The sequence below is a fragment of the Streptomyces sp. NBC_00490 genome, from assembly GCF_036013645.1.
Taxonomy (GTDB): Bacteria; Actinomycetota; Actinomycetes; order Streptomycetales; family Streptomycetaceae; genus Streptomyces; species Streptomyces canus_F.
This window is the reverse complement of the sequence record NZ_CP107869.1, coordinates 6,418,113-6,436,199: the sequence shown is the minus strand read 5'-3', so window position 1 is coordinate 6,436,199 and position 18,087 is coordinate 6,418,113. Positions and strand designations below refer to the sequence as shown.

The following is an 18,087-nucleotide window of genomic DNA, read 5'->3' as shown; positions in this document are numbered from 1 at the left end:
CGCAATTCCAGCGGCGAGCAGAACAGCACCCAAGGTGTGATCGGAGCCGAAATATCGAGCTCCACCTGAATGAACGGGGCAGTCGTCATTCGGTTCGGCCTCGACTGGAAGTACGGCGCGATCAGCAACCTTCTCGGCCCCACAAGAGCACGATTCGGCGCCGGACGGAGCAGAACATCTCGCCCGAGAAACCCAACAACAAGGGCGAGCACTACGACGACGAGACCCTGATGTACTTCTGGCGGAACCCGGACGATGGCCTCGCCTGTTCCCGCCCGTACTACGCTGCCGAACTCGCCGGCCTCCAGACCCGGGCCTTGCTGGGCCAGCTCGCTGAGGGGGCGAAGGAGGCGATCATTCTCAGTGACCAGTGGGATCGACCAGAACGACGCCTTTCTCCCCGTAGAGGCGCCGCCGCAGGACAGGCCCCTGGAACAGACCCGATCCCTCGCCATTCAGGCCAGCTACCAGGCAGGCACCGCCAAACGTGTCATCAGGTGCTGGTCGAGCTCACCGGCGTCGAAGTGTGACAGTGCGGCGCCGCACAACCGGCGCCGCACTGTGTGAATCTTGTGACTCAAGAGGCGGGCGCCCCAGGTCGATTCGCGGTCGGGGGCGTCTGCGTACCCCCGCCAGGAATAGGCGTGCGTGGCGCAGAGGCAAGCCGACAGGGCTGCCTCCTCGCAGTAGTTCGTACGCCGCGCACGGATGCGCGGCCAAGGGCTGGGACTTGTGCTGCGGCTCGCGCCATGCACTGGAGGCCAGCCACCGGGGCTGCCTACCAGCTCCTGCAAACCGAGGTCGAAGGCGCCTCGGATCGTCTATGCCCGTCCGGGGGCCTTACGTCACTCGGCTTCACTTACTGGCAGTCCGCCTGAGTCAGCTCGAACATGAAGCAGGCCCCCATCCGTTGGATGGGGGCCGTTCTGGGAGGTCGTCAGCCGTCCGCCGAGCGGTACTTCTGTACTGCCAGAGTCCGGAAGATCGCGACGATCAGCACGGACCAGATCAGCGACGCCCACACCGGGTGCTGCATGGGCCAGGCGTCGGAGGTCGAGACCCCCGGGTTGCCGAAGAGCACGCGGGAGGCCTGGACCGTGGCGCTGAACGGGTTCCAGTCGGCGATGTGCCGAAGCCAGGGCGTCATCTGCGAGGAGTCGACGAAGGCGTTCGAGATGAACGTCACCGGGAACAGCCAGATGATCCCGCCCGAGGTGGCCGCCTCCGGAGTGCTGACCGAGAGCCCGATCAGAGCACCGATCCACGTGAAGGCATAGCCGAGAAGAAGCAGAAGGCCAAAGGCCGCCAGCACCCGACCCGCATTGGTCGGCTCCGCCGAGCCGGTACGCCAGCCCACGAGCAGCGCCACGATCGCCAGGACAAGCAACGTGATGCACGTCTGCGCGAGATCGGCGACGGTCCGGCCAGTGAGTACCGCACCGCGAGCCATCGGCAGGGAGCGGAAGCGATCGACGAGCCCCTTCTGCATGTCGTCCGCGATGCCGGCCGCCGATCCCGCGGTCGCGAACGTCACCGTCTGGGCGAAGATCCCGGCCATCAGGAAGTTGGTGTAGACGTCCGGATCGGTAGACCCTCCGACGCTCATCGAGCCACCGAAGACGTACGTGAAGAGGACCACGAACATCACGGGCTGAATGACGCCAAACAGGATCATTTCGGGAATCCTGGTCATGCGAATCAAGTTCCTGCGGGCGATGACCAGGGCGTCAGTCGTGGCACTCATGCGACCTGCTCCTTCCGGGCGCTCACGTGCAGGTCGGTGACGGCGCTCACTGGCCGGCCTCCTTCTTGTGGCCCCGGTCCTTGGCATCCTTGGCGGCACCGCTCGCAGTGGCGGCACCGTTCTCCTCGGTCTCGGCCTCCGCGTGGTGGCCGGTCAGGGAGAGGAAGACATCGTCGAGGGTGGGGCGGCGCAGGCCGATGTCGTCTATCTCGATGCCGCGCACGTCGAGTTCGCGGATGACCTCGGCGAGGAGCTTCGCGCCGCCGGTGACGGGCACGGTGAGCTTGCGGGTGTGGTCCTCGACGGTGGTCTCGCCCTTGCCGAAGCCGGCGAGCACGTCCCGGGCGGTCGGGATGTGCTCGCGCTCGTGCACCACGACCTCGACGCGCTCGCCGCCGGTGCGGGCCTTGAGCTGGTCGGAGGTGCCGCGGGCGATGACGCGGCCCTGGTCGACGACCGCGATGTCGTGCGCGAGGTGGTCGGCTTCCTCGAGGTACTGCGTGGTCAGCAGCAGGGTCGTACCGCCGGAGACGAGCTGCTTGATGACCTCCCACAGCTGCTGGCGGTTGCGCGGGTCGAGGCCGGTCGTCGGTTCGTCCATGAACATCACGGGCGGGGAGACGACCAGGGCGGCCGCGAGGTCGAGGCGGCGGCGCATGCCTCCGGAGTAGGTCTTCGCGGGGCGGTCGGCGGCGTCCGCGAGGTGGAACTGGTCGAGCAGTTCACCGGCCCGGACCTTCGCGTCCTTGGCCTTCATCTGGTAGAGCTGGCCGACCATCTGGAGGTTCTCGCGGCCGGTCAGATACTCGTCGACGGCGGCGAACTGGCCGGACAGACCGATCGAGCGCCGCACCTCGTTGGGATGCTTGAGCACGTCGAGGCCCGCGACGACCGCCTTGCCGCTGTCGGGTCGCAGCAGGGTCGTCAGACAGCGGACGGTCGTCGTCTTGCCCGCGCCGTTCGGCCCGAGCAGGCCCAGGACGGTGCCTTCCGGCACGTCGAGGTCGACGCCGTCCAGAGCCCTTACGTCACCGAAGGTCTTCACCAGGCCTTCGGCATAGATGGCGCCTGGCATATGAGTCTCCACGTCGTCGGGGATTCTTCGAAAAGCCTAGGATTGTACGTTTTGCTCCGCCTGATGGGTGGCGGCACAGTGGCGGCGATCCAGCCACGAGACACACCATAACGCGATGTATCGCGTCCCTCAATGGACTTACTCGAACGAGTGATGAAGAAGCTCCTGAGCTGGGAGTCCGGTGTTCCGGCGGCTCAGTCGATGACCGTGTAGCCCGCGTCCCGCAGGGCCTGGCCGACCTCGACGCAGTGCTCCGGACCCTTCGTCTCCAGGTGCAGCTCCACCTCCGCCTCCGTGAGCCCGAGCCGTGGATCGGTCCGTACGTGACTCACGTCCAGGACGTTAGCGTCCACCACTGACAACGCCCCGAGAAGTGTCGCGAGGGCGCCCGGCCGGTCCGTCAGCCTGAGCCGTACGGCCAGATAGCGACCCTGCGCGGACATACCGTGGCGCAGCACGCGTTGCAGGAGCACCGGGTCGACGTTGCCGCCGGACAGCACCGCCACGACCGGCCCCTCGAAGGCACCGGGGTCGCTCAGCAGTGCCGCGATCGGGCTCGCCCCGGCCGGCTCGACGACCAGCTTGGCCCGCTCCAGACTCAGCAGCAGCGCGGCGGACAGCTCGTCCTCCGACACCGTACGCACTTCGTCGACGAGCTCGCCGATGATTTCGAACGGCACATCGCCGGGCCGCCCGACCTTCATGCCGTCGGCCATCGTCACCGGGTTCTCGATCGACACCGGACGCCCGGCCGCCAGCGAGGGCGGGTACGCGGCCGCGCCCGCGGCCTGGACGCCGACGATCCGCACATCGGGCCTCACCGACTTCACCGCGATCGCGACACCGGCCGCGAGACCGCCGCCGCCGATGCCGAGGACGATCGTGCGCACCTCCGGGCACTGCTCCAGGATCTCCAGGCCGACCGTGCCCTGACCGGCGATGATGTCGGGATGGTCGAAGGGGTGGATGAACACCGCGCCGGTCTGCTCCGCGTACTCCTGCGCGGCGGCCAGCGTCTCGTCGACCACCTGCCCGTGCAGCCGGACCTCGGCGCCGTACTCCCGGGTCGCGCTGATCTTCGGCAGCGGGGCGCCCTTCGGCATGAACACCGTGGAACGCACACCGAGCAGGGCCGACGCCAGCGCGACGCCCTGCGCGTGGTTGCCGGCGCTCGCGGCGACGACCCCGGCGGCCCGCTCCTCGGGCAGCAGCCCGGCGATCCGGACGTACGCTCCGCGCAGCTTGAACGAGCCCGTCCGCTGGAGGTTCTCGCACTTGAAGTGCACCGGGGAGCCCACCAGCTGGGTCAGGTGCCGGCTGCCCTCCATCGCGGTCACCCGTGCCACCCCCATGAGCATCTTCCGGGCGCCGCGCACATCGTCCAGGGTGACGGGCCGCAGGGAGTGCAAGGAGTCAGCCGTGCCATAGCTCATGACACAAGCATCGCAGTTCACAGGCGCAAGCGGCCGCTGTGACCAACCTCCGAGACCGGTTTCCGCAGCGCCGGTACGGCCCGCCTTCCGGCCGCGTACCCTGTCCCCCAACCCAGCACCCCTTATCTGAAGTGAGCCCCCGGCCATGCCCACAACACCTGAAATGTCGATGGACATGACGACCGTCGGTGACACCGGTCTCCTCGACACGCTGCAGCACGAGGTGGCGGTCTTCGCCCGTCGTGCCGAACAGACCCGGCTCGGCGGAGTCGGGCAGGTGCGCAACTCCATGGACCGCGCCGCGTATCTGCTGCTCAACCGGCTCGACAAGGAAGGCCCGATGGGCGTCAAGGCGCTCGCCGCGAGCATGGGCATCGACTCGTCGACGGTCACCCGGCAGGTGGCGCCGCTCGTGGACACCGGGCTCGTCAAGCGCACCTCGCACCCGGAGGACGGCCGGGCGGTGGTGCTCCAGCTGTCCCCGCGCGGGCTGTCGCGGCTGGAGGAAGTGCGTTCCTCCCGGCGTCAGTTGATGGCCGAGCTGACACACGACTGGTCACCGGAGGAGCGCGAGTCGTTCTGCACGCTCCTCACGCGCTTCAACACCGCGCTCTCCTCCCGGATGGCGGCCCAGGGCCTGCCGGGCGCGGACGCCCCGTCGGCGTCCTGACCGTCCTTCACGCGCGCGTGGCGCACCCGTTTCCCGGGTGCGGGGCTCTCGAGGGGTGCGCGGCCCTTGACCGAAAGGCCACCCCTGGCCTCATATGAGACCGGGTCCTCGACTCGCACACGGTTCCGTATCCGGAACGTATCGCGGGTCCCGTTCCCTCATGGTTCGCCCCTCGAGGCGGGAGGCGCGCGGTGCGACAACGGCATGCGTCCCAGGACGCCCGCCGGGCCCGGGAGTTCAAGGCGTTCGTCGCGGGCGCCGCCGGGCGGCTGCTGCATGCCGCGACGCTTCTGACGGCGGAGGCGCCGGACGACAACCCCCGCGCGCGGCGCCTGTTGACGCTGGCGCTCGCCCACACGTACGCGTGCTGGGACGGGCTGCGCGGCGAGGACCCCTACGACCGCACCCGCCAGTACCTGGCCAGCCGCTTCGCCCACGGCGCCTGGCACCAGTACGGCGGCCTGGGCGGTCACCGGCCGCACCCCGCGAGCCCGTTGGCCGCGCTGGCCCCGCAGGAGCGCCTCGTCCTCGTCCTGCGGCTCTACGAGGGCGTCGCCGAGGAACAGACGGCCGCCCTGCTCGGACTCGCCACGGAACGCGTCCGCACGATCTGCGACCGGGCGACGGCGACACTGCTGCATCCCCCGCGGGGGCCCGCTCCGGCGGTGGGCGGCGCGAAGGTGGCGGCGTCATGAGGGCGAACGGCCACCCGGGAAGGGAGCGGCCATGAACCGGCCCGAACGCGAGGCCGCCGTACGCCGCATCATGGAGCAGGCGCATCCGCCGGTGCCGCCGGAGCTTCATGCCGAGGTGGTGCGCCGGGGCGGCCGCATGCTGCGGCGCAGACGGGCGGCCCTGCGGCTGATGTGGTTCCTGATGTTCGCGGCGAGCGTCGCGTTCGTGGTGTGGGCGGTGACGGCCCGGCCCTGGGTGGAGCCGCCGTCGGAGACGACTCCACCGCTGACCGGCTGGTGACCGGCCGGACCGGCCCGCTCGTGAACCGTCGAAGGGACTAGCCCAGGGCCTGCTGAAGGTCTTCCAGCAGGTCGTCGACGTTCTCGATGCCCACCGAGAGGCGCACGAGGTCGCCGGGGACCTCGAGGGCCGAGCCGGCGACCGACGCGTGCGTCATACGGCCGGGGTGCTCGATCAGGGACTCCACGCCGCCCAGGGACTCGCCCAGCGTGAACACCTTGGCGCGGTTGCAGACCTCGACGGCCGCCTCCTCGCCGCCCGCGACGCGGAAGGAGACCATGCCGCCGAAGGACCGCATCTGCTTGGCGGCGACCTCGTGACCGGGGTGGTCCTCCAGACCCGGGTAGAGCACCTTCGACACGCGCGCGTGCCGGGTCAGCATGTCGGCGACCTTGGCCGCGTTCTCGCTGTGCCGGTCCATCCGCACCGGCAGCGTCTTGGCTCCGCGCAGCACCAGCCAGGAGTCGAAGGGCCCGGCGACCGCGCCCATCGCGTTCTGGTGGTACGCCAGTTCCTCGCCGAGCGCCTCGTCGGCGGTGATCAGCGCGCCGCCGACGACGTCCGAGTGGCCGCCCATGTACTTGGTCAGGGAGTGCACGACCACGTCGGCGCCGAGTGACAGCGGCTGCTGCAGATACGGCGTGGCGAAGGTGTTGTCGACGACGAGCTTCGCGCCGGCGTCCCGGGCGATCTGCGCGACGGCGGCGATGTCGGTGATGCCGAGCAGCGGGTTGGAGGGGGTCTCCACCCACACGGCCTTGGTCTTCGGGGTGATGGCGGCCCGGACGGCGGCCGGGTCGCTGGTGTCGGCGACCGACCATTCGACGCCCCAGCGGGCGACGACCTTCGCGAAGAGCCGGAACGTGCCGCCGTACGCGTCGTTGGGGATGACCACGTGGTCGCCGGGGCTGAGCAGCGTGCGCAGCAGGCAGTCCTCGGCCGCCAGTCCGGACGCGAACGCGAGGCCCCGTCGGCCGCCCTCGAGGGCGGCGAGGTTCTCCTCCAGGGCGGTACGTGTCGGGTTGGCGCTGCGGCTGTACTCGTAGCCGCCGCGCAGGCCGCCGACGCCGTCCTGCTTGTAGGTCGAGACCTGGTAGATCGGCGGGACGACCGCACCGGTGAGGGGGTCCGCCGTGTTGCCCGCGTGGATGGCGAGCGTCTCGAAGTGCTGACTGATGTGCCTGTCGCTCATGGGCACCGAGCGTAGTCCGCTCGCGGGGCAGGCGTGGCACAGCGAGGCTGGAGAAGGGTTTTCCCCAGGCCGCGGGGCCTGGACGGGAGGTTTTCCCCAGGCACCCGGAGCCGGGACAGGGGTTATCCACAGGCCCGGGACCGGGTTGGCCAATTGTCGTCGGCGTCTGGAACGCTTGAGGCATGGAAATTCTCTGGGTCCTGATGGCGGTGGTCATGCTCGGCTTCGTGCTGCTGCCGGTCCTGCGCCGCCGCCGGGGCATGATCGAGCAGGTCCCGCCGGGCCACCCGGACGCGGCGGACCCCGCGGACTACGGCTTCGTACGGCAGGAGGAGCTGGACGTCCGCATGCCCGGCCCCGACCAGGACCTGCTGGACGTCCTGGACCTGGTGCAGCGCACCCAGGACTACCGGGCGGCCACCCAACTGCTGGCGGGCACCGAGGCGACGGGCGAGCTGCGCTGGCAGCGAGTGCAGGCCTTCGCCGGCGCGGCCTCCCTGGAGCTGTCGCAGCGGCCGGGCGGGGTGAGCGAGTCGCCGGGCGGCCAGTGGCTGCGGGTGTGGCGGTCCGAGCAGCCCAAGGACGCGGGTGGTGCGGCCATCCACGCGGAGTTCCTGGTGCAGCAGGCGTGGCGCACGGCGACGCCCGGCACCGACTCGTTCCGGATCATCATGGAGGAGGCGAAGGCGGCGTGCGGAGAGGCCGCGCTGCTGGCGCCGGGCGACCCGATCCCGTACATCGTCGAGCTGTCGGTGGCCCGTGGCCTCGCCTATCCGCGGGCGGAGTTCGAGCAGCTGTGGCTGAAGATCCTGGACCGCGCCCCGGCGCACATGGGCGCGCATCTGGCGGCGCTCCACTACTGGTGCGAGAAGTGGCACGGCTCGCGTGAGCTGGCGATGTCCTTCGCGGAGGCGGCCGCGGCCCGCGCCCCGCAGGGCTCCCTCCTCGCCGCCATGCCCCTGTTCGCGGTCTTCGAGCACCTGCCCGAGGTGAACCTGGTCAGCGGCTTCTACCAGAGCGAGACCGTCACCAAGGCCATGCACGGGGCGCTGCACGCCGTGCACTCGGCCCGCGCGGACGACCCGATGCTGGCGCATGTGCGGCACATGCTGGTCTTCTTCCTGGTCCGCGGCGAGCGGTGGCAGGAGGCCATGAACCAGCTCATACACATCGACGGCCACGTGGGCGCCCTACCGTGGACCCTGTCCCCCGATCCGGCGGCCGAGTTCGCGGTCTACCGGGCGCTGGCGGTGGCGGGCTACGAGGCGAACGGCGGCAGCCCGGCGACGCTGCCGCACTGAGGGGCACCGGAACCGGCGTCGCCCCGCCTGGACGGAATGCGGGGCGGCGCCGGGCCGTTGTGCGGGATGCCGCTGCCGGCCACCCCCGCAGGGACCGGCGAGGAGACGAGAAGGAGCCCGCGCCCATGCTGTTCGGCCGTACGCCCGTCCTGCCCACCGCCGAGCAGGCGCTGAAGGGCCGCCCCACCCCGGTGTTCACGGCGCCCGACCGCCACACCGTCCTCGGCACCCCGCTGCTCGGCCCCTACCCCGAGGGCTACGGGATCGCCGACTTCGCCCTGGGCTGCTTCTGGGGCGCCGAGCGCACGTTCTGGCAGCTCCCGGTCGGCGTCTGGACCACCCTGGTCGGCTACCAGGGCGGCCACACCGAGAACCCCACCTACGAAGAGGTCTGCTCCGGCCTGACCGGTCACACCGAGGTCGTCCGCGTCGTGTACGACCCCTCGCTCATCTCCTACGAGCGCCTCCTGAAGACCTTCTGGGAGTCCCACGACCCCACCCAGGGCTTCCGCCAGGGCAACGACGTCGGCACCCAGTACCGCTCCGCGATCCACACCCACACCCCCGCCCAGGCCACCACCGCCGAAGCCTCCCGCGAGACCTACCAGCAGCGCCTCACCGGCACGGGCCACGGCACGATCACCACGGAGATCCTGCCGGCGACGGGGCGCGCCTTCTATCCGGCCGAGGGATACCACCAGCAGTACCTGGACAAGAACCCGGCCGGTTACTGCGGGATCGGCGGGACGGGGGTCAAGCTAGGTGACCCGTTCGAGACGAACTGGGGAGCATCTTGCCCAACGGGCATTGCTCCTGTTGGGGAGTAGCCGAGACACTCGGTCGATTCTCGGGTCAGGGCTGTAGGGGGCGGACTGACATGGGCGAACTGTGGACCGCGATTGGCGCCGTCAGCGGGGCCGGTGCCTCGGCTGTCACCGTTGCAGCCTGGTGGACCCAATGGCGACGAACGCTCAAGGTCGACCGGGAGGCCATCGCGCGTGACTCCAGAGCGGCCCAAGGCCGGGCGGCTCTGGTGATCGCGTTAGCTCCGTGGACGAGCAACGCGACGATCGAAGTGCGGATCACCAACGGAGGCTCCACCGCCATCACAGGCGTCGAAGTCACAGAGGTTCGGCGCCGCCCTGAGTGCCCTGGTGACAGTTGGCTACTCGACCCCACCTCCGGACCGAACGCCCGGACCGCGTGCCTCCTTCAGCCAGGGGAATCACTGGTGGCAAAAGTGCAGTTGATCGATGACTCCGGGGAGCCTGTCAGCCAAGCCCCAGGCATCGGTCTTGTCGTCATCTTCAACTTCCAGGACGCGGACGGGCACGGGTGGCTCCGGGAAATGGGCAGGCCACCACAGCAATACGAGGTCCAGCCCGCTGCGTGACGGGGCACATGGCAGCACAGGCTCGTCTGGATGGAATCAGGCTAAGTATCCTGTCCGAGACGAACTGGGGTGCGTCTTGCTCAACCAGCCTCACGCCTGCCGCCACGCATGACTGTCCGTACGTCGGCGTCCCCACCCCGGGCGCCGGTGCCCGGGTTCGATGATCGTCGCATCGCCGAAATCAGTTTCAGGAAGCACCGAGCACCTGCCTCTGGTCCAAACACGCCTGCGCAAATACGGGTCTGGATGGGCTCCTTTCGTGACCACGTCACCTCCCCTCTACGGCCCAGACGCGCGCACCCACGACCGCATGCCGCTCAGCTTCAGGATGTGGCCGCTTCTCAAGCTGCGGCGCCGCGGCGGCTTCGTCTGGTCGCGTGTGGCGACGGGACTCGCGCTGCCGCAGGCATCTCGGCCGCGCTATAGGACCTGGACGAGGACCAGAGCAGGTTGGCCGTCCGGTTGGGTGGCTGAGCATGCTGGCCAGCAGCGGTGGCCAGCTAGGAGACCTGAGCCTGTGTGGCGAGGCGACGGCCCCAGCGGGTCGCCCCCAGCAGGCGCCCGTCCTAGATCAGTACTGATCACCGAGCTACTCTCAGCGTACCCTTCCGCAGAGCTATGTGAAGTACTACACTCAACAGTGTGAGTAATCATTCCCCGGAAAGCGGTCTTCCCCTCCTCGTGGAAGACGAGGTAGCCGCACTGGAAGATCTGGGCCATGTACTGCGATACCCCTCCGGCAGCGTCCTCTTCGGAGAGGGCGAGGAGACGGACTTCGCCCTACTCATTCGCAGTGGACACGTCAAGGTGCAGATCGGGAATCCTCCACACATCGTGGCCCTCCGCGGCCCAGGCGAGATCATCGGCGAAATGGCCGCAGTCAGACAGAAACCACGCTCGGCCAGCGTCTTCGCCCTCGATGACGTAGAGGCGTTGTACTTGCCTGCCACGACATGGCTTCACTTCTTGTACGAGCACCCGCGCGCAATGCACGCTCAACTGATCGCCGCCGATGAACGCCTCGAGGAAGCGACCCGCAAGAGCGTCGAGTCTTTCCTGGGCGTAGAGCAGAGACTCGCTAAGGGGCTAGTCGAACTGACCTCGAAGGAGCTGGGAATCCAGACTGAGAACGGACTCGCTTTGCGGTTTAGCCAACAGGATCTCGCGGATCTGGTCGGCGCATCACGCGAATCGGTGACGCAAGTGATCAGAAAGTTCAAAGAGAGAGGTATTGTAACCACTGGACGTCAGGTAATCACAATTCGAGATCTCCCGTCATTGTCCCGTATCGCCGAGGGGAATTTTACCGCCTCATCCTAGTCGACATTTCAAAACCAAAACCGAGAGAGATCCGCCCACCATGGAAGTCAATAAGAACATCACAAGACACCCTCTCGTCCGGCGCCTAATTTCCTTGAACTTTACAATAGGCGACTTTCTCATCTTCGGAAGTGCTCCCCTGTTGGCCCACGGCATCCGAAGGAGTATCAGCGATGTGGATGTATTGGCCCGAGGGGCCGCATGGAGCGAGGCATGCCGACTAGGGATTCCAGCTACGGGAACTTCAACCAACAGCGGCGCCATGCATTTCTGGGGTGGGCGCATTGAGGTGTACAACGAATGGATTTCTCCGGGCTTCGCGTTTGAAGAATTGATGGAGCGTGCGGACTGGATCGGCGGACTGCCATTCGCATCCCTATCCGATGTCGCCGCATACAAGAAGAAGCTAATGCGCCCTAAAGACGTAGATGATCTTCGGATCATAGAGGGAAATGCCGTCAGCCACTCAGAAAGTGCGGCCGGCTGACAGATCTTTGAACATCACGCCAGGTGGAAAGCGGCATTCACCGACAGCTAAAACCAGAACATCGTCAAACGCGGGAGCGTCGATGTCCCACCACACAACCGTCGGATCTGGAGCTCAAGAAACCCCCCTCTGCCTGCGTCGCGATCATGTCGACATGGAGCGACGGCTAGAAAGGATTGAACGCGCGATCGATTACCTCCTCGTCGCGCTGACCGCTCTTTGCTGGATCTCGGCCTCTTCGCTATTCGCGATAGCCGTCTACCAATTTGTCGTAAGGCAGAGCGGTCCAATGGCTGGCGGCGGGGCCGCCCTGGCGACGCTACTCTATGGTGGCGCCGCATGGGGGCGGCATCGAGTGAGAGTTCGAAAAGAGGCACGTAGGAGTTGAGGGCCCATCCCGAGACGGGCACCCGCAGATAACATCAAAGTGAGGTGGAGAACGCGTGGAATTTGACGGTCTGACCAGGTTGTGCTTGTTCATAGATGTGCAAGGCTACAGCCAGCGCCCAATTGCAGACCAGTCTCGCATCCAAGGATGGCTCGTCGAGATCATCGAGAGAGCCCGCGACGGCGCCGGCCTCACCGACGAGGAGGTCGTCAAGCAGGAACAGGGCGATGGAGCCCTGCTGTTAGTCCACCCGCACATTCCTCTACCGCGAGTTCTTCCCCGCTTGGTGTCCGCACTCATGGAGGCTGTTGAATGGATCAATGAGCCGCTACGGGAAGAATCCCGAATCAGGTTGCGGGCCGCATTGGATGCTGGCGTTGTGCGTCAAGCACCGAACGGATATGTGGGTCGCGCAATCATCTCCGCAGCAAGGATCGTCGGTTCCGGTGCGCTGCGAACTGCTCTGAGTGAATCATCCGGTACTGGAGTCGCCCTAGCCGTGTCCGATAGCCTCTATCAGGATGTCGTCATGAGTGGTCTGCCGGGCCTTTCGTTCGGCAGCTTTCGGGAGATCGCAGTCCAAGAAAAGGAGTATGCCGCATGGGCCTGGCTCTTGATACAACCTGGCAGCACTCCCGTCGTAACTCTCCAGGAAGCTAATGACAAACCACGTCCTACCCCTGAGGGGCAGTGAGCTCTCCCCGTCGTGTCCGGCTACCGGCGAGCAGGGTTCATGGAACCCAAGGAACCGACAGCAGAGGCTGAAAGGCTGTCCGGCCAAGCCGTTTGTGTTGTTGGTGCGGGCTACGCCCTGCGCAGCAGTTCGGGTTGTCCTCGCTACGCATGCGACGGGCTGTCGTCGGCCACGTCCGACAGCGGGCCGACGGACACGGCGAGATACCGGAACTCTCCGCCTGGTCCCTCCAGTTCGGAGTACGGCACCCAATCGAGGAGGTATGTACCCCTCAGCGTGCAGGTGTTGGCCGTGTAGGCGCCCTCGGCCCACAGCAGCGTGCCGGCAAACTCCCACCCCTGATGGATTCTGAACTCCCGATCCCGAGTCCGCCCGCGACCGGCGCCTGTCAGAGAGCCCGCAGGGAAGCGTCGTTGGTCAGCATGATGGCGAGACCGTTCTGCTCGGACCGTTGGCAGAAGCGCTCCGGCCTGACTATGTCCCGCACGAGGTGCAGACTAGCGAGGTCCGCGGCGGCGTGCCCTTTTAGAGCGTAGTCCTGGGCAGGAGTACCGACCGTGCCCGTCTATCTCCGGGTGAAGTACTTGAATTCGATCGCGGTGCGGGTCGAGGGGCCGATACACAGGAGGTCCAGGTACTCGGCCGTGCCCTCCGCCCGCTGCGGCACCTCCAACCGTGCCACCTGGTAGCGACAGCTGAAACGCTCTCCCGCCCGCGTGCAGATGGGACTCGGAGCGGAACCTGCACCTGCGACCCACGCCGTACCGGTCCCTGCAACTCGGCCTCTCCGGCGAGGCCGCACGACGCTTCGCCGACGAGTGGACCATCTCCATACGCGACGTGGCCCCACTCGCCCACGAGATCCATGTTCTCGTCAGCGGCGGCGACCTGGACGCCGCCACCCGGCTGCTGCCGCAGGAGGACCCCAACCCGTTGAGGACGAAGTCCTTGCCCTGCTCCGCGGATGGCGAGCTGATCAAGACGACTCCAGGCCCACGGGTCACATGGCACCACAGGCACGGCGGGACCGGTGTCTCCTGCCCGATCGGTGTGGCCCGGGCGGATGGCTGAGCCGGGTGCACGGACCCGCACAACCAGGCATACAAGCTGCCAGGAGTGATGCCCAAGTGGCGGGAGTCGCCATAGGGTGCCTCCGTGACTGCGACGTTGAGTTCCACGCGAGCCCGGGCCGCGCTGCGTACATCCGCGCGGACCTCCGGGGAGTTGCTGCTCGTCCTGCTGATGCTCGCGGTGACTCTGTGGATCCTGGGCCGGATGTGGTCGATCGTCTGGCCGCTGCTGATCGGCCTGCTGCTGACCACGCTGACCTGGCCGCCGACTCGGTTCCTGCGGCGTCGCGGGTGGAAGCCCGCTCTGGCCGCGTCGGTCGTGACGGTGCTGTTCCTTCTGGTCGCCATGGGGGTCGTGGCGCTGATCGCGGTGCCGGTGGCATCGCAGTCCGGGGAACTGAGCGACGGGGTGTTCAAGGGCATTCAGGAGCTGCGCGAGTGGGCCGCCGGGCCGCCGTTGAACATCGATGACGCGCAGATCAACAAGGCCTTCGACACCGCTGTCTCCCGCGCGCAGGGCAGTCTGGGCAACGTGGCGGGCGCTGTCGTCACGGGAGTGAGCACCGTGCTGAACGGTCTGGTCACCGCAGTGGTGGCCCTCTTCCTGATGTTCTTCTTCCTCAAGGACGGTCCACGGTTCCTGCCGTGGCTGGCCCGGCAGCTGCCCGGCCGACTCGCCACCGACGTCCCGACCGTGGCCGACCGCGCCTGGAACACCCTGGGCGCGTTCGTGCGTTCGCAGGCGGCTGTCGGTCTGATCGACGCCGTTCTGATCGGGCTGGGGCTGTGGATCCTGGGCGTACCCCTCGTGCTTCCGCTGGCGGTGCTGACCTTCGTCTCCGCGTTCGTGCCGATCGTCGGTGCCCTGTTCGCCGGTTTCGTCGCGGTGCTCATCGCGCTGGTCTCCAACGGCCTGACGGACGCGCTGATCGTGCTGGCGATCATCGTGGTGGTGCAGCAGCTCGAGGGCAACGTGCTCCAGCCCATCATCCAAAGTCGTGGGCTCGGCCTCCACGCGGCCGTGATCCTGCTGGCGGTGACCTTGGGCGGCAGTCTGTTCGGCATCGTGGGGAGCCTGCTCGCGGTGCCGGTCACGGCGCTGATCGCGGTGTGCTGGGACTATGTGCGCGAGCAGCTCAGCGAACCGTCCGAAGGCCCGGGGCCGGGGACCGACGGGCTGGACACGGACGCCCCCGTCCCGTCCTAGGGAGATCGACGAGCGTTTGACCTTGACACGGTGACAAGGCCTTCACTGCTTGCCGAGGAGGTGGTCACGGTGACCATGACGCGACAGGACACGGACGAGCCGGCAGTGCTGCGGCAGCTGGAGGACGACCGTTCGTCCGTGCGGCTGCGGGCGGCCATGGCGGTCGGCACGACGCCCGAGCCGCGCTTCGTCGACAAGCTCGTCGAGCGCTGCGCGATCGAGCCCGAGTTCTTCGTCCGCGACATGCTGACGTGGGCGCTCGCCCGCCACCCGGTGTCCGTGACGCTCCCCGTGCTGCTCCGCGAAGTCCGTTCGGAGCGGGCGCAGGCACGGAGCCAGGCGTTGCACACGCTGTCCAAGATCGGGGACCGGCAGGCGTGGCCGGCGATCACCCGGGCGCTGCTGTGCGACGCCGACGACGAGGTGGCGCGGAGTGCCTGGCGGGCCGCGGTCGTGCTCGTGCCGGAGGGCGAGGAGCCGGAGTTGGCCGCGGTACTGACGACACAGTTCGGGCGCGGTGAGCGCGAGACGCAGCTGAGCCTCAGCCGGGCGCTGGTCGGGCTGGGTGAGGTCGTACTGCCGGCTCTGCGGGCCGCGGCGACGGCCACTGAACCTCGGGTTCGCACGCACGCTCTCGCGACGGAGCGGCTGCTGCGCGACCCGGACGCCGGTTTCGAGTTCGCCATCGAGGAGGCGAAACGCGTGGTGGCCCTCGGCGGATCGGGCCAGGCGGGACAATAGGGCGTGCTGATCGGTGAGGTGGCGCGACGGTCCGGGGTCAGTGCCCGCATGCTCAGGCATTACGAGTCGCTCGGACTGCTGCGGCCCTCCGCCCGTACGGGCTCCGGCTACCGGGAGTACTCCGGCGACGACATCCGGCGGATCTTCCACATCGAGAGCCTGCGGTCGCTGGGGCTGTCGCTGCGGGAGATCGGGCGGGCGCTGGACGATCCCGGTTTCACGCCCTCGGCGCTGGTCGACGACCTCATCCGGCAGACCCGCGAACGCATCGCGGCCGAGACCGAGCTGCTCACACGCCTTCGCAGGATCGACGCCGCCGAGCCCGCCGGCTGGGAGGACGTCCTCCAGATCGTCGTGTTCCTCCAGGCGCTGGGGTCGAAGAGCCCTGCCGCCCGCCAGCGCGCGGCCCTTTCCCCAGACGCCGAGATTCCGGTGGAGGCCCTGGTCGAGGCGGTGCTCAGGGAGTCGGAGCCGAACGTCGCCGGAGCCCTCCGCTGGGCCCTGGCGCGATCCGGCGACGGCGCCACGGCACTGCTGGCCAAGGGCCTCGGCTCACCGGTGGCCGCCGTGCGGGAACGTGCCGTCCGGTCCCTCGCCGAGCTGCCCGGCGACGAGGCCACCGCCCGGCTGCGGGACGCCCTCACGGACCCGGATGCCGTGGTCCGCGGCCATGCGGCTCTGGCGCTCGGGACGCGGGGAGTGGCCGAAGCGGTCCCGGCTCTCGTCGACCTGATCGTGGAGGGCCGGAACGACACCGAGGCGGCCGACGCCCTGAGCACGCTGGCGGGCGACACCGCGACGGCGGACCGGATCGCCACCAGGCTCGTCGACCACCTCGCCCACGACACCACCGAGGCGCCCGCACGCGTACGGCTGACGCAGGCGCTGGCGGACATCCCGGGGCCCACGGCTTCGGGCGCCCTCATGGAGCTGTCCGGCGACGGGGACCGTGCCGTCGCGCTCACGGCGGCCTACCTTCTTCGGCTACGGGACGCGGGGTGACGGTTCTGCCGGGGTACCGCGTAGAACCGCCCGGCCCGGGCCCCGCTGCCGGGCCGCCCCTCGGTCAGCCCTCGGCGCGGGCGGGCAGCCGCCATCCCGGGCGCGGGAAGTGGCAGGTGTAGCCGTCCGGGTAACGCTGCAGGTAGTCCTGGTGCTCCGGCTCGGCCTCCCAGAACGGGCCCACCGGCTCCACCTCGGTGACGACCTTGCCGGGCCACAGGCCCGAGGCGTCCACGTCCGCGATCGTGTCCTCGGCGATCCGCTTCTGCTCGTCGTCCACGTAGTAGATCGCCGAGCGGTAGCTCAGACCGATGTCGTTGCCCTGCCGGTTCTTGGTGCTCGGGTCGTGGATCTGGAAGAAGAATTCCAGGATCGCGCGGAAGTCGGTCTTCTCGGGGTCGAAGAGGATCTCGATGGCCTCCGCGTGCGTGCCGTGGTTGCGGTACGTCGCGTTCGGCACGTCACCCCCGGTGTATCCCACCCGGGTCGCCGTCACGCCCGGAAGTCGGCGGATCAGCTCCTCCATCCCCCAGAAGCATCCGCCCGCCAGCACGGCCCTCTGCGTCTGCGCAGCCATTCCCGCTCCTCCCATATCTGCCTTCTCGGTCACTCGGGCTGCTCGGCTCGCACGACGGGCATCCCGGACCCACCCCCCTCAACGCACGAGGGCTTCCGACGATTCCGTACCGGGCACACGGCCCGCCACGACGCTCCAGGACAGGTCCGGGCAGGTCCGGGCGGGTCGAAAACCACTGGTCCCACCACCCGGACCGGCCCCACCCTGTACGCCATGGAACAGCCCCGCCACCAGATCCGTGCGGCCCACACGGCATCCACGATCACCGTCTACCAGGCGTACTCCCCCGCCCTCGGCCTGCCGGCCGCCCGCGAGGGCCGCTTCCCGGCGGCGTGGAAGCGCGACCGGATGACGTGGATCAAGCCCAGCTTTCTCTGGATGATGTACCGCTGCGGCTGGGCCACGAAGGAGGGGCAGGAGACCGTGCTCGCCGTCGAGATCACCCGTGACGGCTTCGAGTGGGCGCTGCGCCACGCGTGCCTGTCCGGCTACGTCCGCGGTCTGCACCCCGACCGGGCCGCCTGGCAGCGCCAGTTGAAAAGCGCACCCGCCCGTGTGCAGTGGGATCCCGAGCGGGACCTGCACCTGCGGCCCCTGCCCCACCGCGCCCTGCAACTCGGCCTCTCCGGCGAGGCCGTACGGCGATACGCGGACGAGTGGACGGTCGCCATCCGTGACGTGACCCCGCTCGCCCGCGAGATACACGCACGGGTCTGCGGCGGCGATCTGGACTCCGCCGCCCGGCTGCTGCCCGAGGAACTCCCCTTCCCCGAGGCCGACGGACTCCTCACCCACCTGCGGGGATGAAGCGAGGACGC

The 18,087-nt window shown here is 68.4% G+C and carries 18 protein-coding genes and 1 pseudogene; 14 read left to right on the top strand and 5 right to left on the bottom strand.

Translation table 11 applies throughout. The annotated features are described in order from the left end of the window. Positions 1–937: 937 nt before the first annotated feature. The 3 genes from OG381_RS29450 to ilvA form a co-directional block, all read right to left on the bottom strand. The gene (locus tag OG381_RS29450; RefSeq protein WP_327719091.1) at positions 938–1,744 is read right to left on the bottom strand and encodes an ABC transporter permease; all 807 of its coding nucleotides are present in this window, start codon (positions 1,742–1,744) and stop codon (positions 938–940) included. 46 nt (positions 1,745–1,790) lie between these two features. Beyond that, the gene (locus OG381_RS29445; RefSeq protein WP_327719090.1) at positions 1,791–2,819 is read right to left on the bottom strand and encodes an ATP-binding cassette domain-containing protein; all 1,029 of its coding nucleotides are present in this window, start codon (positions 2,817–2,819) and stop codon (positions 1,791–1,793) included. A gap of 194 nt (positions 2,820–3,013) precedes the next feature. Continuing rightward, positions 3,014–4,252 carry a threonine ammonia-lyase gene (gene ilvA / locus OG381_RS29440; protein ID WP_327719089.1) on the bottom strand — a complete coding sequence of 413 codons (1,239 nt, stop codon included), beginning with the start codon at positions 4,250–4,252 and terminating at the stop codon, positions 3,014–3,016. Positions 4,253–4,415: 163 nt separating this feature from the next. Here ilvA and OG381_RS29435 point away from each other — a divergent pair, with 163 nt between their 5' ends. The 3 genes from OG381_RS29435 to OG381_RS29425 all read left to right on the top strand — a co-directional run bounded on the left by OG381_RS29435 (position 4,416) and on the right by OG381_RS29425 (position 5,897). Further along, entirely contained in the window at positions 4,416–4,922 is a 507-nt protein-coding gene (locus OG381_RS29435; RefSeq protein WP_327722585.1) for a MarR family winged helix-turn-helix transcriptional regulator, read from the top strand. A 191-nt stretch (positions 4,923–5,113) separates the two neighbouring features. Further along, positions 5,114–5,617 (top strand): sigma factor-like helix-turn-helix DNA-binding protein, encoded by a 504-nt coding sequence (locus tag OG381_RS29430; RefSeq protein WP_327719088.1) that lies wholly within the window; start codon positions 5,114–5,116, stop codon positions 5,615–5,617. Between the two features lie 31 nt (positions 5,618–5,648). Continuing rightward, complete coding sequence (locus OG381_RS29425) at positions 5,649–5,897, top strand: hypothetical protein (protein WP_307026556.1); 249 nt, start codon at positions 5,649–5,651, stop codon at positions 5,895–5,897. A gap of 37 nt (positions 5,898–5,934) precedes the next feature. Here the strand turns inward: OG381_RS29425 and OG381_RS29420 are convergent, their stop codons facing one another. Further along, positions 5,935–7,089: a cystathionine gamma-synthase gene (locus tag OG381_RS29420; RefSeq protein ID WP_327719087.1), complete on the bottom strand. Its 1,155-nt coding sequence runs from the start codon at positions 7,087–7,089 to the stop codon at positions 5,935–5,937. 182 nt (positions 7,090–7,271) lie between these two features. Here OG381_RS29420 and OG381_RS29415 point away from each other — a divergent pair, with 182 nt between their 5' ends. From OG381_RS29415 to OG381_RS29370, 10 genes and pseudogenes are all read left to right on the top strand, one after another. Next, a complete protein-coding gene (locus tag OG381_RS29415; RefSeq protein ID WP_327719086.1) occupies positions 7,272–8,390 on the top strand; it encodes a hypothetical protein in 1,119 nt (372 codons plus the stop codon). A gap of 125 nt (positions 8,391–8,515) precedes the next feature. Beyond that, a complete protein-coding gene (gene msrA, locus OG381_RS29410) occupies positions 8,516–9,217 on the top strand; it encodes a peptide-methionine (S)-S-oxide reductase MsrA (RefSeq protein WP_327719085.1) in 702 nt (233 codons plus the stop codon). Positions 9,218–9,267: 50 nt separating this feature from the next. Then, positions 9,268–9,783 (top strand): hypothetical protein, encoded by a 516-nt coding sequence (locus OG381_RS29405; protein WP_327719084.1) that lies wholly within the window; start codon positions 9,268–9,270, stop codon positions 9,781–9,783. Positions 9,784–10,425: 642 nt separating this feature from the next. Further along, entirely contained in the window at positions 10,426–11,103 is a 678-nt protein-coding gene (locus OG381_RS29400) for a Crp/Fnr family transcriptional regulator (protein WP_327719083.1), read from the top strand. Positions 11,104–11,143: 40 nt separating this feature from the next. Further along, a complete protein-coding gene (locus OG381_RS29395) occupies positions 11,144–11,590 on the top strand; it encodes a hypothetical protein (protein ID WP_327719082.1) in 447 nt (148 codons plus the stop codon). A 443-nt stretch (positions 11,591–12,033) separates the two neighbouring features. After that, positions 12,034–12,672, top strand: coding sequence for a hypothetical protein (locus OG381_RS29390; RefSeq protein ID WP_327719081.1), 639 nt, complete (start codon positions 12,034–12,036; stop codon positions 12,670–12,672). A gap of 689 nt (positions 12,673–13,361) precedes the next feature. After that, positions 13,362–13,605, top strand: a pseudogene (locus tag OG381_RS29385) (DUF4291 family protein); the annotation flags it as partial. A 222-nt stretch (positions 13,606–13,827) separates the two neighbouring features. Then, positions 13,828–14,949 carry an AI-2E family transporter gene (locus tag OG381_RS29380; protein WP_327719080.1) on the top strand — a complete coding sequence of 374 codons (1,122 nt, stop codon included), beginning with the start codon at positions 13,828–13,830 and terminating at the stop codon, positions 14,947–14,949. Positions 14,950–15,018: 69 nt separating this feature from the next. Beyond that, positions 15,019–15,690: a HEAT repeat domain-containing protein gene (locus tag OG381_RS29375; protein ID WP_327719079.1), complete on the top strand. Its 672-nt coding sequence runs from the start codon at positions 15,019–15,021 to the stop codon at positions 15,688–15,690. A 3-nt stretch (positions 15,691–15,693) separates the two neighbouring features. Then, a complete protein-coding gene (locus tag OG381_RS29370; RefSeq protein ID WP_327719078.1) occupies positions 15,694–16,692 on the top strand; it encodes a HEAT repeat domain-containing protein in 999 nt (332 codons plus the stop codon). Positions 16,693–16,756: 64 nt separating this feature from the next. Here OG381_RS29370 and msrA (OG381_RS29365) read toward each other — a convergent pair whose 3' ends face one another. Beyond that, complete coding sequence (gene msrA / locus OG381_RS29365) at positions 16,757–17,269, bottom strand: peptide-methionine (S)-S-oxide reductase MsrA (RefSeq protein ID WP_327719077.1); 513 nt, start codon at positions 17,267–17,269, stop codon at positions 16,757–16,759. Between the two features lie 213 nt (positions 17,270–17,482). Between msrA (OG381_RS29365) and OG381_RS29360 the strand changes: the two genes are divergently transcribed. Beyond that, positions 17,483–18,076: a DUF4291 domain-containing protein gene (locus OG381_RS29360; RefSeq protein WP_327719076.1), complete on the top strand. Its 594-nt coding sequence runs from the start codon at positions 17,483–17,485 to the stop codon at positions 18,074–18,076. Positions 18,077–18,087: the final 11 nt, after the last annotated feature.

Excerpts from the sequence above, each read along its gene's own strand:
- OG381_RS29450 (WP_327719091.1), bottom strand. The coding sequence starts at position 1,744 with ATGAGTGCCACGACTGACGCCCTGGTCATCGCCCGCAGGAACTTGATT.
- OG381_RS29445 (WP_327719090.1), bottom strand. The coding sequence starts at position 2,819 with ATGCCAGGCGCCATCTATGCCGAAGGCCTGGTGAAGACCTTCGGTGAC.
- ilvA (WP_327719089.1), bottom strand. The coding sequence starts at position 4,252 with ATGAGCTATGGCACGGCTGACTCCTTGCACTCCCTGCGGCCCGTCACC.
- OG381_RS29435 (WP_327722585.1), top strand. The coding sequence starts at position 4,416 with ATGTCGATGGACATGACGACCGTCGGTGACACCGGTCTCCTCGACACG.
- OG381_RS29425 (WP_307026556.1), top strand. The coding sequence starts at position 5,649 with ATGAACCGGCCCGAACGCGAGGCCGCCGTACGCCGCATCATGGAGCAG.
- OG381_RS29420 (WP_327719087.1), bottom strand. The coding sequence starts at position 7,089 with ATGAGCGACAGGCACATCAGTCAGCACTTCGAGACGCTCGCCATCCAC.
- OG381_RS29415 (WP_327719086.1), top strand. The coding sequence starts at position 7,272 with ATGGAAATTCTCTGGGTCCTGATGGCGGTGGTCATGCTCGGCTTCGTG.
- msrA (WP_327719085.1), top strand. The coding sequence starts at position 8,516 with ATGCTGTTCGGCCGTACGCCCGTCCTGCCCACCGCCGAGCAGGCGCTG.
- OG381_RS29405 (WP_327719084.1), top strand. The coding sequence starts at position 9,268 with ATGGGCGAACTGTGGACCGCGATTGGCGCCGTCAGCGGGGCCGGTGCC.
- OG381_RS29395 (WP_327719082.1), top strand. The coding sequence starts at position 11,144 with ATGGAAGTCAATAAGAACATCACAAGACACCCTCTCGTCCGGCGCCTA.
- msrA (WP_327719077.1), bottom strand. The coding sequence starts at position 17,269 with ATGGCTGCGCAGACGCAGAGGGCCGTGCTGGCGGGCGGATGCTTCTGG.
- OG381_RS29360 (WP_327719076.1), top strand. The coding sequence starts at position 17,483 with ATGGAACAGCCCCGCCACCAGATCCGTGCGGCCCACACGGCATCCACG.